Genomic DNA, 12,203 nt, shown 5'->3' on the forward strand with positions numbered 1-12,203 from the left:
GGACGCCCGGCGGGCGCCCCCGGGTGGGGACGACGGGACTCAGCGGCGGGTGCGGACGCGCTGCAGGACCAGGGCGCCGACCTGCTCGCCCTGCGCGAGGCCCGCCTCGATCGCGTGCGGGAAGTGGATGCCGCCGTACAGCCGCGACCGGGCGGCCTCCTGGGCGGCGTCGTGGAACGACGCGAAGGTGCGTGGCGCGTGGCCGCGGACGTCGTGCGAGTGGTCGGTGAAGGAGAAGGTGCCCAGCCGGTCGGTGAGCACCGCGGCGGCCGCCGGTGACGCGACGCTGTGCCCCGAGGTGTGCTCCGGGAACTGCGGGCTGTTGACCAGGCTCGACCAGCCCCCGTCGAGGTACCGGTTCACGTAGGTGACCGGGCGGAGCAGGTTGTACCGGTACTTCCAGGTCCAGCAGTTGAGGAACGCCTCGTGCAGGGCGATCCCGGTGACGGCGAGGGTGTCGAGGGCGACGTCGAGCCGCGCCCCGCGCAGGGCGAGCGCCTGGCCGGCGATGAGCATCCAGTGGCCGGACGGCAGGCCGGTCGGCGTGCCGGGCGGTGGGGTGAACGACCCGGGGTTGTCGGTCCAGAAGCGGGCGATCGCCCGGTGCTCGGCGGTGTTCGCGACCGACTGGCGGTGGACGGCCACCGCCTGCTCGTGGAAGTCCGACCCCGGCTCGGTCGAGAAGGGCAGCGGCGGTTCCGGCTCGACCTCGTCGGCGCTCCTGAGCACCATCGGCCGGACCTCGGCCCAGTGGGGCTCGATCGCCGGTCGGAAGTTGGGCGGCGTCGACACCCAGTGCCAGGGTGCGGAGGCGGGCGCGGTGTACGAGCGGCCCACGGTCCCGGCGTGTCCGTCGCCGGCGATCCAGCCGGCCAGGTGTCCCGCCACGGACCGGCCGTGCGCCACCGAGGCGTCCAGGGCTCGCTGGGGCACACCCGCGGCGCGCCGTCGGCCCAGCACCGCGGCCTCGGCCGGGTCCAGCAGTGTCCGCGTGCCGACGCCGGCGAAGGGCAGCACCTGCCGCAGCACGGCAGCCGCCGACGCCACCGCCGCGGCCGGCCAGTCGATCAGCGCGGCGAGGGGCTGCGGTGCCGGCGTCGTCAGGTCCCGCAGCTGACCGCCCAGGGACCGGTGACCGGGCATCCCCCGGACGGCGGCCTCGTACATGGCGATCGCCGTGTGGGCGTAGGTGCGGGCGGCGGCCGGTGGGCTGAGGTTCTCCCCCAGCACGAGGTCGTAGGTGGTCTGGAGCCAGGACAGCGCCTCGTCGGCGGCGTGCCCCGCGGCGGTCACGCCGCCCGGCCCCGTGCCACCTGCCGTCGCCGCCGAAGCCGTCCGCGGCAGCACGGCGGCCGCTCCCGTGCCCAGGGCGGCGACGAGCACCTCGCGTCGGGTGATGGGCCTGCGCATGCCGATCCTCCGGCCGGCGGCGACCAGCGCTCCCGGTCGGTCCGGACGGGCGCCTCCGTGGGCGGGGAGCGTGGCGGACGTCACCGCCTCCCGGTCGGTCGCCGAGCCCATGCGTGACCGATACGTTACGAGCCGAGTACGGAGGGCGAAGGGACGTCCGGCACCTCGGCTGCTCCGGGAGCGGGCTGGTCGGCTCGCCGCCCCCGTCCGTCGACCGGGTCGGCGACGACGCGCCAGACCACCCAGGGGCGGGCGGACCCGCTCGCCGCCCGGCCCGGGGCCCACCCCACGCCTCCGCCGCGGGCCGTCCGGAGGGGCGGCGAGGCGCGACGGGACCGGGGTGGTGCACTCCCGGGATGACCACCGCAGACCTCGACGTCCTGCTGGCCCGGCTCGCGCCCGGGGTCGCCGAGCTGGTGCGTGCCGCCGACGCGCTGGTCCGGGAGGTGGACCCGGACGTCGTCCGGGTCGTCTGGCCGCACCAGGGGACGGTCGGCTACGGCGTCGGGCCGGCCAAGAACAGCGAGCACTACGCCTACCTGGCGACGTTCGCCCGGCACCTGAACCTGGGCTTCAACCACGGGGCCGACCTGGAGCACGGCGGCCTGCTGGAGGGCACCGGGAAGGCGTTCCGCAAGCTGACCGTGCGCCGGGCCGAGGACCTCCGGGATCCGCGGCTGGTGCCGCTGCTGCGCGCCGCCCGCGAGGAGCGCGTGTCCGCTCTCGGCCGCACCTGACCCCCGCGTGGGAGAGCCCACCCCGAGCGGCGCGGGGGAGGGCGCCCGCGGTGGGCCGGCCAGTGGGCGGAGGCGGGACGGCAGCCGGGGGTCGGTCTGGCCGGCCTCGTCGCCGGCAGCGACCCCGGCGACTGACCGCCTCCGGAGCAACGGCGTCGGCCTCAGTCCTGCTGGGCCCGGTCGACCTCGGCCTGCTCGCGATCGGCCCGGGCGGCCACCCGGTCCTGCGCCGCCTGGTCGCGGTCGGCCTGCGCCGCCCGGCGGTCGCGCGCGGCGGCATGCCGGTCCTGGCGCGCCTCCTCGCGGTCGGCGCTGTCGGCGGCCCGCTGCCCGGCCCTGTCCGCGGCGCTCGGCGTGCGGTCGACGGCGTGCTCGTCGCGTTCGCGGGCAGCCCGGTCCCGCTCGTCGGCGCGGACGTCGCGGCTGGCGGCCGCGCCGTCGCGCGCCTCGGCGGCGTCGTCCCGTTCCCACCCCCGGTCGATCGCGTCCGACCCCGCCCGTGGGAGGTCTCCCCGGGGCCCGGCCGGTCCGCGACCTCGCCGGGGGGTCGGGGTGCTGCTCGTCTGCGGTGGGTCGTCGGACACGGTGGGCCCCTCTCCCGGCGTGCGTCCCCCCGGCCGACTGCCACGGCGCACTCCGCCGCCACCGTCGACGGGGGCACGCGGTCGTGCCCCCATCCTGACCCACCGCGGGCGGCCGAGGGAGTCGGACGCCCCGGGCGTGCCGTCGCCGCGGTCGACAGACGTCATGGACCCGGAACGTCGGGGCAACACCGGTCCACCAGCGTCTGCGGGGACCGATGTCACCGACGCAGACCCCGGGGGACGCCATGACCCACAGCGAGCTGGAGACCGCGGCCGCGGCCGCCGCGCCACCGACGGACACGGCCACGAGGGAGACGCTCGAGGACTACACCCTGCGCTTCGCCCCGCGCAGCTACCGGCGGTGGTCGACCGGGGTGGTGGCGACCTCCGCGCTCGGCGGCATCGCCTACCTCGCCGACTTCGCGATCGGCGCGAACATCGGCATCAGCTACGGGACGACCAACGCGCTGTGGGGCATCGCCGTCTTCGCGGTCGTCGTCGTCCTGACCGGGCTGCCCCTGGCCTACTACGCCGCCCGCTACAACCTCGACCTGGACCTCATCACCCGGGGCAGCGGCTTCGGCTACTACGGTTCGGTCGTCACCAACGTCGTCTTCGCGACGTTCACCTTCATCTTCTTCGCCCTCGAGGGCTCGATCATGGCCCAGGGCCTCGAGCTCGGGCTCGGCATCCCGCTGTGGCTGGGCTACCTGGTGTCGACCGTCGTGATCTTCCCGCTGGTCGTCTACGGGATGAAGGTGCTCTCCACGCTGCAGGTGTGGACGACCCCGCTGTGGCTGGTCCTCATGGTGATCCCGTTCGGGTACCTGCTGGTCGCCCACCCCGAGTCGATCGACGCGTTCCTCGCCTACCGCGGCGAGGACGGCCAGTCGCCGAACGTGGGCTCGGCGCTGCTGGCCGCCGGCGTCTGCCTGTCGCTCATCGCGCAGATCGCCGAGCAGATCGACTACCTGCGGTTCATGCCGCCGAAGACGCCGGAGAACGCCCGCCGCTGGTGGACGGCGGTGCTGCTGGCCGGCCCGGGCTGGGTGCTGTTCGGCGCGGCCAAGCAGGTGATCGGGCTGTTCCTCGCCGTCTGGGTGATCGCCACCGTCGCCGACGGCGCGGCGGTGGCCAACCAGCCGGTGCACCAGTTCCTGGAGATCTACCGGGACCTCATGCCGGGGTGGCTGGCGATGGCCCTCGCGGTCGTCCTCGTGGTGATCAGCCAGGTGAAGATCAACGTGACCAACGCCTACTCGGGCTCGCTGGCCTGGACCAACAGCGTCACGCGGGTCACCGGGCGCTACCCGGGACGGCTGGTGTTCCTCGGCGTCAACCTGGCGATCGCGCTGGTGCTGATGGAGGCGGACATGTTCGACTTCCTCAACACGATCCTCGGCTTCTACGCCAACTGCGGCATCGCCTGGGTGGTCGTCGTCGCCACCGACATCGCGGTGAACAAGTACCTGCTCGGCATCTCGCCCAAGGCACCGGAGTTCCGCCGCGGCATGCTCTACGCGGTCAACCCGGTCGGCTTCGTCTCGATGCTGGTCGCGGCCGGCGTCTCGATCGCGTGCTTCTTCGGCGGCCTCGGCGAGGTGCTGCGGCCGTACTCCCCGCTGGTCGCCATCGGCCTGGCGTTCGTGCTGCCGCCGGTGCTGGCGGTCGCCACCCGCGGGCGGTACTACCTGCGGCGCACGGACGACGGCATCGACGCCCCCATGTTCGACGAGCACGGCAACCCGTCGGGGGAGTCGCTGACCTGCCACGTCTGCCGGCAGGACTACGAGCGGCCGGACATGACCGCCTGCGCCACCCACGACGCGCACGTCTGCTCGCTGTGCCTGTCCACCGACCGCGTCGGCGACCACGTGCTGCCGGCTCAGGTGGTCAGAGGTGCACCCGCGCGCCCGTGACGCGGGTTCCCGGTCGGGCATGCACGACGGTGCATGCCCATACTGGCGCCATGACCGTCGTCGCCGTCCCCCGTCCCGCCGCCGCGTCCCCCGTGGCGACGCGACGCCGTGGCGGCCCTCCGGGAGGGCGTCGTCCCCCGGTGGCCTGATGGACGCGCGGGTCTGCTTCCTGGGCGACTCGTTCACCGCCGGGGTCGGCGACCCGACCGGCGCGGGTTGGGTCGGCCCGGTCGCGGCGGTCGCCCGACGGGCCGGCTGGGAGCTGACCGCCTACGGCCTCGGCGTCCGACGCGACACCTCGGTCGACGTCGCCCGGCGCTTCCTCGCGGAGGCGTCGTGGCGACTGCGCGACGGGAACCGGTACGGCGTGGTCGTCGCCGTCGGCCTCAACGACGTCGTCCTGGAGGACGGACGCCGGCGGGTGGCGCGGGACCGGTCGCTGACCGCGGTGGCCGAGGTCCTCGACGCCGCGACCGCGAGGGGCTGGGCGGCGCTGGTCGTGGGCCCGCCCCCGGTGTCGGAGGCAGGGGAGAGCGCGCGAGCCGCCGACCTCTCCGCCGGCATGGCGGCGGAGTGCGGCGCGCGGGCGGTGCCGTTCGTCGACACCACCGGCCTGGCGGACGACGCGGTGTGGGTCGCCGAGGTCGCGGCCGGCGACGCCTACCACCCGTCCACCCGCGGCTACGCCCGCCTGGCCGCGCTCGTCGAGCCGGTGTTCCTGCGCTGGCTGGCCGCGCACGTGGCGCCGTCGTCCCCGGAGGTGCCGTGACCGAGGAGTTCCCGCCGGGCCTGGGTGCCCGCCACCCCGTGCCCGACGACCACGGCCGGGTCGTCGCGGTGCTCGACTCGTGGTGGGGCGGCCTCGGCGGTCCGGACGGCGCCCGGCAGCGGGCGCTGCTGCTGTCGCGGCTGTTCTTCGAGCACTTCCGGGACAGCAGCTGGGTCGTCGAGGACGCCGCCGGGGACCTGCGCGCCTTCCTCGTCGGGTTCCTGTCCTCGGCGCAGCCGGAGGTGGGCTACGTGCACGTCGTCGGGGTGGACCCGGCGCTGCACCGCCGGGGCGTGGCCGGTGCGCTGTACCGCCGCTTCGCCGGGCACGTCGCAGGACGGGGCGCCCGTCGGTTGTCCTGCCTCACCAGTCCGGGCAACGCCACCTCGGTGCGGTTCCACCGCGGCCTCGGTTTCGAGGTCGTCCCCGGCGACGACGTCGTGGACGGCGTCCCGGTGCACCGCGACCACGACGGGCCCGGCCTGCACCGGGTGCTGTTCGCACTGACCCTGGAGGACGGTCAGCTGCCCGGGTGGCGCTGGCGCAGCTCGTCAACGTAGCGGGCGGTGACCGGAACGGCGATCCCGTGCCGGGTCGCGGCCCGCACCACGGCCCCGCCGATCGCGTCGAGCTCGAGCGGGCGGCCGGCCGCGGCGTCGCGCTGCATCGACGAGCGCATGCCCGCGGGGACGCCGTCGAAGAAGCCGACGACCTGCTCCTCGTCGGCGGGCGCCCCCTCGGCCCGAGCGACGGCGGCGACCTCGCCGACGATGGCGACCAGGTCCTCCCGCCGGGACCCGCGGACCTCGCCGGCGGTCGCCTGTGCGGCGGTGGTGAGCAGTGCGAGCGGAGCGAGGAAGTTCAGCTTGCTCCACAGCACCGCCGGCTCGTCGTCCGAGACCCGCGTCGTCACGCCGACCTGCTGCAGGGCGTCGGCCAGCCGCCGCACCCGCTGCTCGAGCCCGGGGACGGCGACGAGGTCGACGGTGACGAACGGGCTGCCGTGCTGGATCACCCCCGGTGCGGTGCGGGTGCTCTCGACGCGGATCGTCGCCGGGACGACGCCGGCCTGCGGGTAGCGCCGGCGCAGGTGGTCGACGTGCTCGACGCCGTTGAGCAGCGGCACCACCAGAGCGTCGCCGAGGACGTCGGCCGGTACCCGCTCGAGGGCGTCGTCCAGGTGCGTGGCCTTGACGGTCACGAGGAGGACGTCGACCGGCGCGGTCAACCGCTCGGCGGCGTCCACCGGGGTGGTGGAGTCGCCGAGGTGCGCGCTCTCCAGCCGGATGCCCGCCGTCCGCAGCTGCTCCACCGTCGCCGCGCCCGCCAGGCAGCTGACCGCCGCGCCGCCGCGGGCGAGCAGTGCCGCCAGCAGGCCGCCGACGCCGCCGGGGCCGAGCACGGCGACGCGCAGTCCGGTCAGGGCGTTCCCTCCGTCGGTCACGACGGACATGCAAGCAGAGGCCGGCCGGGCGACATCAGGCCCGGTCGCTGCGCCGGGCGCCTGCCTTGGCGCATCCCGGCGTGAGGGCGAGCAGGGCCGGCTCCTCCCGAGGTGGCGCCGTCCCGGCTCTGACCTGCGAGTTCGTCTTGTGCGGGCCTCCGGTCGACCCGTCCAGAGGTGCTGCGTGCGGTCAGTTGGTGGGCCACGCCGGAGCTGGCGATCGCGTCGGACCTGACCCAGCAGGGCGCAGGGCGGGAACTGGAGCGGTCCCTGACGCTGGTGCACCGGCTGCCCGCGCCGGCCTCCTGCTCGAACTCCACCTCGGTCCCGACACCGCGGTCGGTCGCCCGGCGGTAGCCGTGCCGGGCAAGCACGCGGTCCTGCTGCGGCATCCCGACGGGCCCCGCGCCGCCGTCGAACCGGCTGCGGTGCTCGCGCGCACGAGCGGTGCTGCTCAACCCGGTTCGGCGTGCGGCTCCAGGGACACGGCCATGAAGACGTCGTCCACGTACTGGCCCTCGAGGAGGAACTCCCCGCGCCGCACGCCCTCGACCACGAAGCCGCAGTCGGCGTACAGGGCGCGGGCGCCGGGGTTCGTGGCCAGCACGTTCAGGGTGAGCCGCCGGGCGCCGCGCCGCCGGGCCTCCTCGACCGCGGCGACCAGCAGGGCCCGGCCCACGCCGCGGCGCTGCACGGCCGGGTCGACCGCCAGCCCGTTCACCTGGAGCACGTGCCGGTGGGACGGCAGGGCCGTGGGCCGGCGCAGCCGCACGTACCCGACCACCGCGCCGTCCAGCTCGGCCACGAGGACGTCCCCGGGCGGCGCCTCCCCGAAGAAGTCGACGTCCTCCGGCCACAGCGGCGCGGGGGCCACGGCCGGCGACCACGTCACCCGGTCGAGGGCCGCGAGCCGGCGCTCGTCGTCCCTCGTGGCGGTCCGGACGGTGGTCACTGCGCGCCCCCGGACCCTGTCCACCCGGCGACGCTAACCGGCCGCGATGAGTCCGGCCCGGTCGATGGGTCCCACCGACGAGACACCGAGGACAGGAGGAGACCGGCGCGCTGCTGATGGGTCGACGGACGTTCGCGATGGCTGGCTACGCCGACACCTACGAGCTGCAGGTGACGCTCCTCGTGCTCACCCACACGCCGCCGGCGGTCGCGCCCGAGCGCATCGACGTCGTGCCGGTCGTCGACGACGTCGGCGCACGAGCCACCCCGCGGTGACGGGTGCTGCCGTCGGGCTGAGCCCGGTGCCGTCAGAGCGACGCCCAGAAACGCTCGAGGACGACGGCCGCACGCGGCGGGTCCTCCACCATCCACCCGTGTCCGAGGCCGTCGAGCACCTCGACCCGGGCACCGGCGCGGGCCGCGGCGCGGCGCCGCTGGGCGTCGGTGCCGACGAAGGAGTCCTCCGACGGGAGCAACGCAAGGCCGGGGCGGGCGGCGGCGGCCTCCAGCGAGCGGCCGGCCTCGGCCATGGCCGGCTGGGCCGCCGAGCGGTAGAGCGCCAGGACCGCGCGGCCCATGTCCTCGTCCTGCCCGGCGGCCACCTGCTCCGCGACGTCCGGCGGGAAGCCGAACGAGGCCAGCCGCGCGGCCTTGTCGGCGGGACTGCCGCCCAGCATCTGCGCGATGGAGTCCTCACCCGCGCCCGGCTGCTGCCACACCTGCGCCAGGTCGTGCCAGACGTAGTCCTCGTCGAAGACGCCGATCGCGTCGCTGACCCAGCTGCGCAGCAGGTCGGGCCGCGCCATGGCCACGTTCACCACGTGGACGCCGCCCCAGTCGTGGCCGACGAGGTCGACCGGCTCGCCGATCAGCTCGAGCTCCCCGACCAGCCAGTCCCGGTACTCGGGCACCGTCGCCCCGAAGTCCGCGGGCAGGGGCGCGCCGAAGCCGGGCGGGGCCAGCCGGACGACGTCCCGCTGCAGGGAGCCGGCGAGCGGGTCCCACAACGCCGGGGTCTCCGGGCTGCCGTGCACGAGCACGGCGGGCGGGGTCGTCACGGGTCCTCCGCGGTGTCGGTGCCGGGTGCGACGGCCGCAGCCTGCCGCATCCCCCGGGAGGACGCCGGGACGCCGGACGTCCCGGCCGCGCCGGACGACGTCGACGGTCACGGTCGAGACCATTTCGCTGATGGCACAAGAATTGCGCGACGGGCGGAATGCGCCATTCCTGCCGCGCATCTCATGGCGGGAACCGATTGACTCCGGGCCACCAGTCCACGGAAGGGGTCGGCCCATGCACGTTCCTCCGCCCACCGGCGCGGGCGCACCGTTCCTGCAGGCAGGGAACGGGCACGCGTCACTGCACGACGCCGTCTTCGACCGCCTGCTGCGGGAGCGCATCGTGTTCCTCGGCAGCCAGGTGGACGACGACATCGCCAACCAGATCTGCGCCCAGATGCTGCTGCTCTCGGCCGACGACCCGCGCCGGGACGTCCACCTGTACATCAACTCGCCGGGCGGTTCGGTGAGCGCCGGGATGGCCGTCTACGACACCATGCGCTGCATCGACTGCGACGTCGCGACCTACTCGTTCGGGATGGCCGCCTCGATGGGCCAGTTCCTGCTCACCGCGAGCACGCCGGGCAAGCGGTTCTCGCTGCCGCACACGCGGATCATGATGCACCAGGTCTCGGCGGGGGTCGGCGGGACGCAGTCGGACACCACCATCCAGGCCGACATGCTCCGGCGCCTCAAGCGGGACGTCAACGAGCTGCAGGCAGCGCACTCCGGGCAGAGCGTCGAGCAGATCGAGCGCGACTCCGACCGCGACCGCTGGTTCACCGCCGAACAGGCCCGCGGGTACGGCCTCGTCGACCACGTCGTCGCCTCGGCTGCGGCGCTGCCCGTCCGCGACGACCCGGTCGCCGCCCCGTGACCCGGCCGCACGACGCGGTCGCGCGGTACCTCCGGGCCCTCGACCGGCTCGGCGCCGTCGTCGACGCCGTCCCGGTGCAGGGCTGGGACGCGCCCACGCCCTGCTCCGGTCGGTCGGCCCGCCAGCTGCTGGGCCACCTCGTCGACGGGCAGCGCCAGGTGCTCGCGATGCTCGCCGGGGAGGGACCCCGTGCGCCGGTCGCCGACCCGGGAGCACTCGGCCTGCTCGCCGGCCCGGACCCGGCCGGCTCGTGGCGACGCGCCCACCAGTCAGCCGTCGCGGCGCTGAGCGGTGCCGCACCCGGCGCCGGAGTGGCCACCCCGCTGGGCCCGCGGACGTCGAGCAGCTCCTCGGCATCGCCCTCGTCGAGCCCGTCGTCCACACCTGGGACCTGGCGACCGCGACCGGACGTCCGGCCGACCTCGATCCCGAGGCCGTCCGCGCCCTGCTGCCCGGGGTCCTCGCGCTCGGCGGGCAGCTGCAGGCCACCGGCATGTACGCGCCGGCGGTCCCCGTGCCGGACGACGCACCGGCGCAGGACCGGCTGCTGGCCGCGCTCGGTCGCCGACCGCCCGGGTGACCGGGAGCACCGGCGTGCAGATCCCCCGCACGCGGTGTCGATCCGGGAGTGCCGCCGTTCGACCGAGGGGTGAGAGGGTCCGACGGGGACCCGCGATCGGTAGGAGACCACCGTGAAGTACATGCTGATCATGCGCGCCACTGACGAGACCTACGCCGCCTTCCAGGACGTCGACTTCACCGAGGTCATCGAGTCCATGGGCCGGTTCAACGACGAGATGATCCGGGCCGGCGTCCTGGTCGCGGCCGAGGGTCTCGACGACCCGGCGAAGGGCGTCGTCGTCGACTACTCGGCGGAGTCCCCCGTGGTCACCGACGGCCCGTACGGGGAGACCAAGGAGCTGTTCGGCGGCTTCTGGATCCTCGACGTGGCCTCGCTGGAGGAGGCCGTCGAGTGGGCCAAGCGGGCGCCGATGGCCGGTCCGGGCAGCAAGACCGAGATCCGCCGCGTCACCAGCATCGACGAGTTCCCGCAGGACAACGAGTGGATCCAGAAGGAGCGGGCGTGGCGGGCGGCGACCGGACAGCTGTGAGCCGCCCGGGGGGTGGCCCCGCGGCCACCCCCCGGAACCCGGGCGGCCGGGAGGCGGTCGAGGCGGTGTGGCGGATCGAGTCCGCACGCATCACCGGGACCCTGGCCCGGTACACCGGGGACTTCGCCCTGGCCGAGGACCTCGCCCAGGAGGCGCTGGCCGAGGCACTGGTCGCCTGGCCCAGGGACGGCGTGCCGCGGGAGCCCGCCGGGTGGTTGCTGACCGTGGGACGACGCCGCGCCATCGACGCGTTCCGCCGCCGCTCGGCCCTCGACGAGCGGTACGCCGTCCTGTCGCGGGACCTCCCCGAGGGCGGCGCCGTCACCGGGGCGGCCGCGCCCGACCCGGCGGGACCGGACCGGGACCTGCTCTGGGACCCCGACCGCATCCACGACGACGTGCTCGCCCTGGTGTTCACCGCCTGCCACCCCGTGCTCTCGCGCGAGGCCCGGGTGGCGCTCACCCTGCGCGTCGTGAGCGGTCTGACGAGCGACGAGATCGCCCGGGCCTTCCTCGTGCCGACCGCCACCGTGCAGGCGCGGATCACCCGCGCCAAGAAGACGCTCGCGGCCGCGCAGGTGCCGTTCGAGGTGCCACCGCCGGAGGAGCGCCGTGCGCGGCTCGGCTCGGTGCTCAGCGTGCTGTACCTGGTCTTCACCGAGGGGTCGACGGCCACCTCCGGGAGCGAGTGGATCCGGCAGGACCTGGCCCGCGAGGCGGTCCGGCTGACCCGCGTGCTGGCGCAGCTGGTGCCCGACGAGCCGGAGGTGCACGGCCTGCTCGCCCTGCTCGAGCTCACCGCCGCGCGGTTCCCGGCGCGCGTGGGCGACGACGGCGAGCCGGTCCTGCTGGAGGCGCAGGACCGCCGGCGGTGGGACCGCGCGGCCATCCGGCGCGGGCGGGCGGCGCTGGTGCACGCCGGCCGGGTCGGCCGCGGGCTCGGCCCCTACGGCGTCCAGGCCGCGATCGCCGAGTGCCACGCGGTCGCGCCGTCGGTCGAGGAGACGGACTGGGAGCGGATCGTGCTCCTCTACGACGTGCTCGGCCGGCTCGCGCCGTCCCCGGTCGTCGAGCTGAACCGGGCGGTCGCCGTCTCGGTCGCCCGCGGCCCGGCAGCCGCGCTCCCGCTGGTCGACGGGCTGGCACGAGCGGGCAGCCTGGCGGGCTCGCACCTGCTGCCGAGCGTCCGGGGCGAGCTGCTCGCGCGGCTCGGCCGGTTCGACGAGGCGCGGCGCGAGATCGAGCGGGCGGTGCAGCTCTGCGGCAACGAGCGGGAGCGGGAGCTGCTCCGCCGCAAGGCCGCGGCCTGGGTCTGACCGGCTGCGCGCCGCGGGACTCGGCG

At 75.5% G+C, this 12,203-nt stretch carries 15 protein-coding genes; 10 read left to right on the plus strand and 5 right to left on the minus strand.

Going from position 1 to position 12,203, the window contains the following annotated elements:
• Positions 1 to 39: 39 nt before the first annotated feature.
• The gene (locus ACI79G_RS12235) at positions 40 to 1,410 is read right to left on the minus strand and encodes a vanadium-dependent haloperoxidase (protein WP_456881400.1); all 1,371 of its coding nucleotides are present in this window, start codon (positions 1,408 to 1,410) and stop codon (positions 40 to 42) included.
• Positions 1,411 to 1,766: 356 nt separating this feature from the next.
• Here ACI79G_RS12235 and ACI79G_RS12240 point away from each other — a divergent pair, with 356 nt between their 5' ends.
• Complete coding sequence (locus tag ACI79G_RS12240; RefSeq protein WP_456881401.1) at positions 1,767 to 2,147, plus strand: hypothetical protein; 381 nt, start codon at positions 1,767 to 1,769, stop codon at positions 2,145 to 2,147.
• A gap of 161 nt (positions 2,148 to 2,308) precedes the next feature.
• On the opposite strand, the gene ACI79G_RS12245 is transcribed toward ACI79G_RS12240, so the two are convergent.
• The gene (locus ACI79G_RS12245; protein WP_456881402.1) at positions 2,309 to 2,731 is read right to left on the minus strand and encodes a hypothetical protein; all 423 of its coding nucleotides are present in this window, start codon (positions 2,729 to 2,731) and stop codon (positions 2,309 to 2,311) included.
• A 245-nt stretch (positions 2,732 to 2,976) separates the two neighbouring features.
• Here ACI79G_RS12245 and ACI79G_RS12250 point away from each other — a divergent pair, with 245 nt between their 5' ends.
• The 3 genes from ACI79G_RS12250 (at position 2,977) to ACI79G_RS12260 (ending at position 5,979) form a co-directional block, all read left to right on the plus strand.
• Positions 2,977 to 4,650 (plus strand): purine-cytosine permease family protein, encoded by a 1,674-nt coding sequence (locus ACI79G_RS12250; protein ID WP_456881403.1) that lies wholly within the window; start codon positions 2,977 to 2,979, stop codon positions 4,648 to 4,650.
• 148 nt (positions 4,651 to 4,798) lie between these two features.
• The gene (locus tag ACI79G_RS12255; RefSeq protein WP_456881404.1) at positions 4,799 to 5,419 is read left to right on the plus strand and encodes a GDSL-type esterase/lipase family protein; all 621 of its coding nucleotides are present in this window, start codon (positions 4,799 to 4,801) and stop codon (positions 5,417 to 5,419) included.
• Positions 5,416 to 5,979: an N-acetyltransferase family protein gene (locus tag ACI79G_RS12260; protein WP_456881405.1), complete on the plus strand. Its 564-nt coding sequence runs from the start codon at positions 5,416 to 5,418 to the stop codon at positions 5,977 to 5,979. Before ACI79G_RS12255 ends, ACI79G_RS12260 begins: the two co-directional genes overlap by 4 nt.
• Here ACI79G_RS12260 and ACI79G_RS12265 read toward each other — a convergent pair.
• Positions 5,940 to 6,872: a ketopantoate reductase family protein gene (locus tag ACI79G_RS12265; RefSeq protein ID WP_456881406.1), complete on the minus strand. Its 933-nt coding sequence runs from the start codon at positions 6,870 to 6,872 to the stop codon at positions 5,940 to 5,942. The two genes, ACI79G_RS12260 and ACI79G_RS12265, sit on opposite strands and share 40 nt — an antisense overlap.
• Before the next feature lie 168 nt (positions 6,873 to 7,040).
• Between ACI79G_RS12265 and ACI79G_RS12270 the strand changes: the two genes are divergently transcribed.
• Positions 7,041 to 7,220 (plus strand): hypothetical protein, encoded by a 180-nt coding sequence (locus tag ACI79G_RS12270; protein WP_456881407.1) that lies wholly within the window; start codon positions 7,041 to 7,043, stop codon positions 7,218 to 7,220.
• A gap of 97 nt (positions 7,221 to 7,317) precedes the next feature.
• On the opposite strand, the gene ACI79G_RS12275 is transcribed toward ACI79G_RS12270, so the two are convergent.
• The gene (locus ACI79G_RS12275) at positions 7,318 to 7,839 is read right to left on the minus strand and encodes an N-acetyltransferase family protein (protein WP_456881408.1); all 522 of its coding nucleotides are present in this window, start codon (positions 7,837 to 7,839) and stop codon (positions 7,318 to 7,320) included.
• 113 nt (positions 7,840 to 7,952) lie between these two features.
• On the opposite strand from ACI79G_RS12275, the gene ACI79G_RS12280 reads away from it, so the two are divergent.
• Positions 7,953 to 8,090, plus strand: a complete 138-nt coding sequence (locus ACI79G_RS12280; protein WP_456881409.1) for a hypothetical protein — start codon at positions 7,953 to 7,955, stop codon at positions 8,088 to 8,090.
• Between the two features lie 32 nt (positions 8,091 to 8,122).
• Here ACI79G_RS12280 and ACI79G_RS12285 read toward each other — a convergent pair whose 3' ends face one another.
• The gene (locus ACI79G_RS12285; RefSeq protein WP_456881410.1) at positions 8,123 to 8,872 is read right to left on the minus strand and encodes an alpha/beta fold hydrolase; all 750 of its coding nucleotides are present in this window, start codon (positions 8,870 to 8,872) and stop codon (positions 8,123 to 8,125) included.
• 235 nt (positions 8,873 to 9,107) lie between these two features.
• On the opposite strand from ACI79G_RS12285, the gene ACI79G_RS12290 reads away from it, so the two are divergent.
• From ACI79G_RS12290 to ACI79G_RS12305, 4 genes are all read left to right on the plus strand, one after another.
• Positions 9,108 to 9,749, plus strand: a complete 642-nt coding sequence (locus ACI79G_RS12290; protein ID WP_456881411.1) for an ATP-dependent Clp protease proteolytic subunit — start codon at positions 9,108 to 9,110, stop codon at positions 9,747 to 9,749.
• Between the two features lie 74 nt (positions 9,750 to 9,823).
• Positions 9,824 to 10,402 (plus strand): maleylpyruvate isomerase N-terminal domain-containing protein, encoded by a 579-nt coding sequence (locus tag ACI79G_RS12295; protein WP_456881490.1) that lies wholly within the window; start codon positions 9,824 to 9,826, stop codon positions 10,400 to 10,402.
• 48 nt (positions 10,403 to 10,450) lie between these two features.
• Positions 10,451 to 10,861 (plus strand): YciI family protein, encoded by a 411-nt coding sequence (locus tag ACI79G_RS12300; protein ID WP_456881491.1) that lies wholly within the window; start codon positions 10,451 to 10,453, stop codon positions 10,859 to 10,861.
• On the plus strand, positions 10,858 to 12,177 hold the full coding sequence (locus ACI79G_RS12305) for an RNA polymerase sigma factor (RefSeq protein WP_456881412.1): 1,320 nt from the start codon (positions 10,858 to 10,860) through the stop codon (positions 12,175 to 12,177). The genes ACI79G_RS12300 and ACI79G_RS12305 overlap by 4 nt, the downstream gene beginning before the upstream one ends.
• Positions 12,178 to 12,203 lie beyond the last annotated feature (26 nt).

The organism is Geodermatophilus sp. SYSU D00779 (assembly GCF_054050595.1).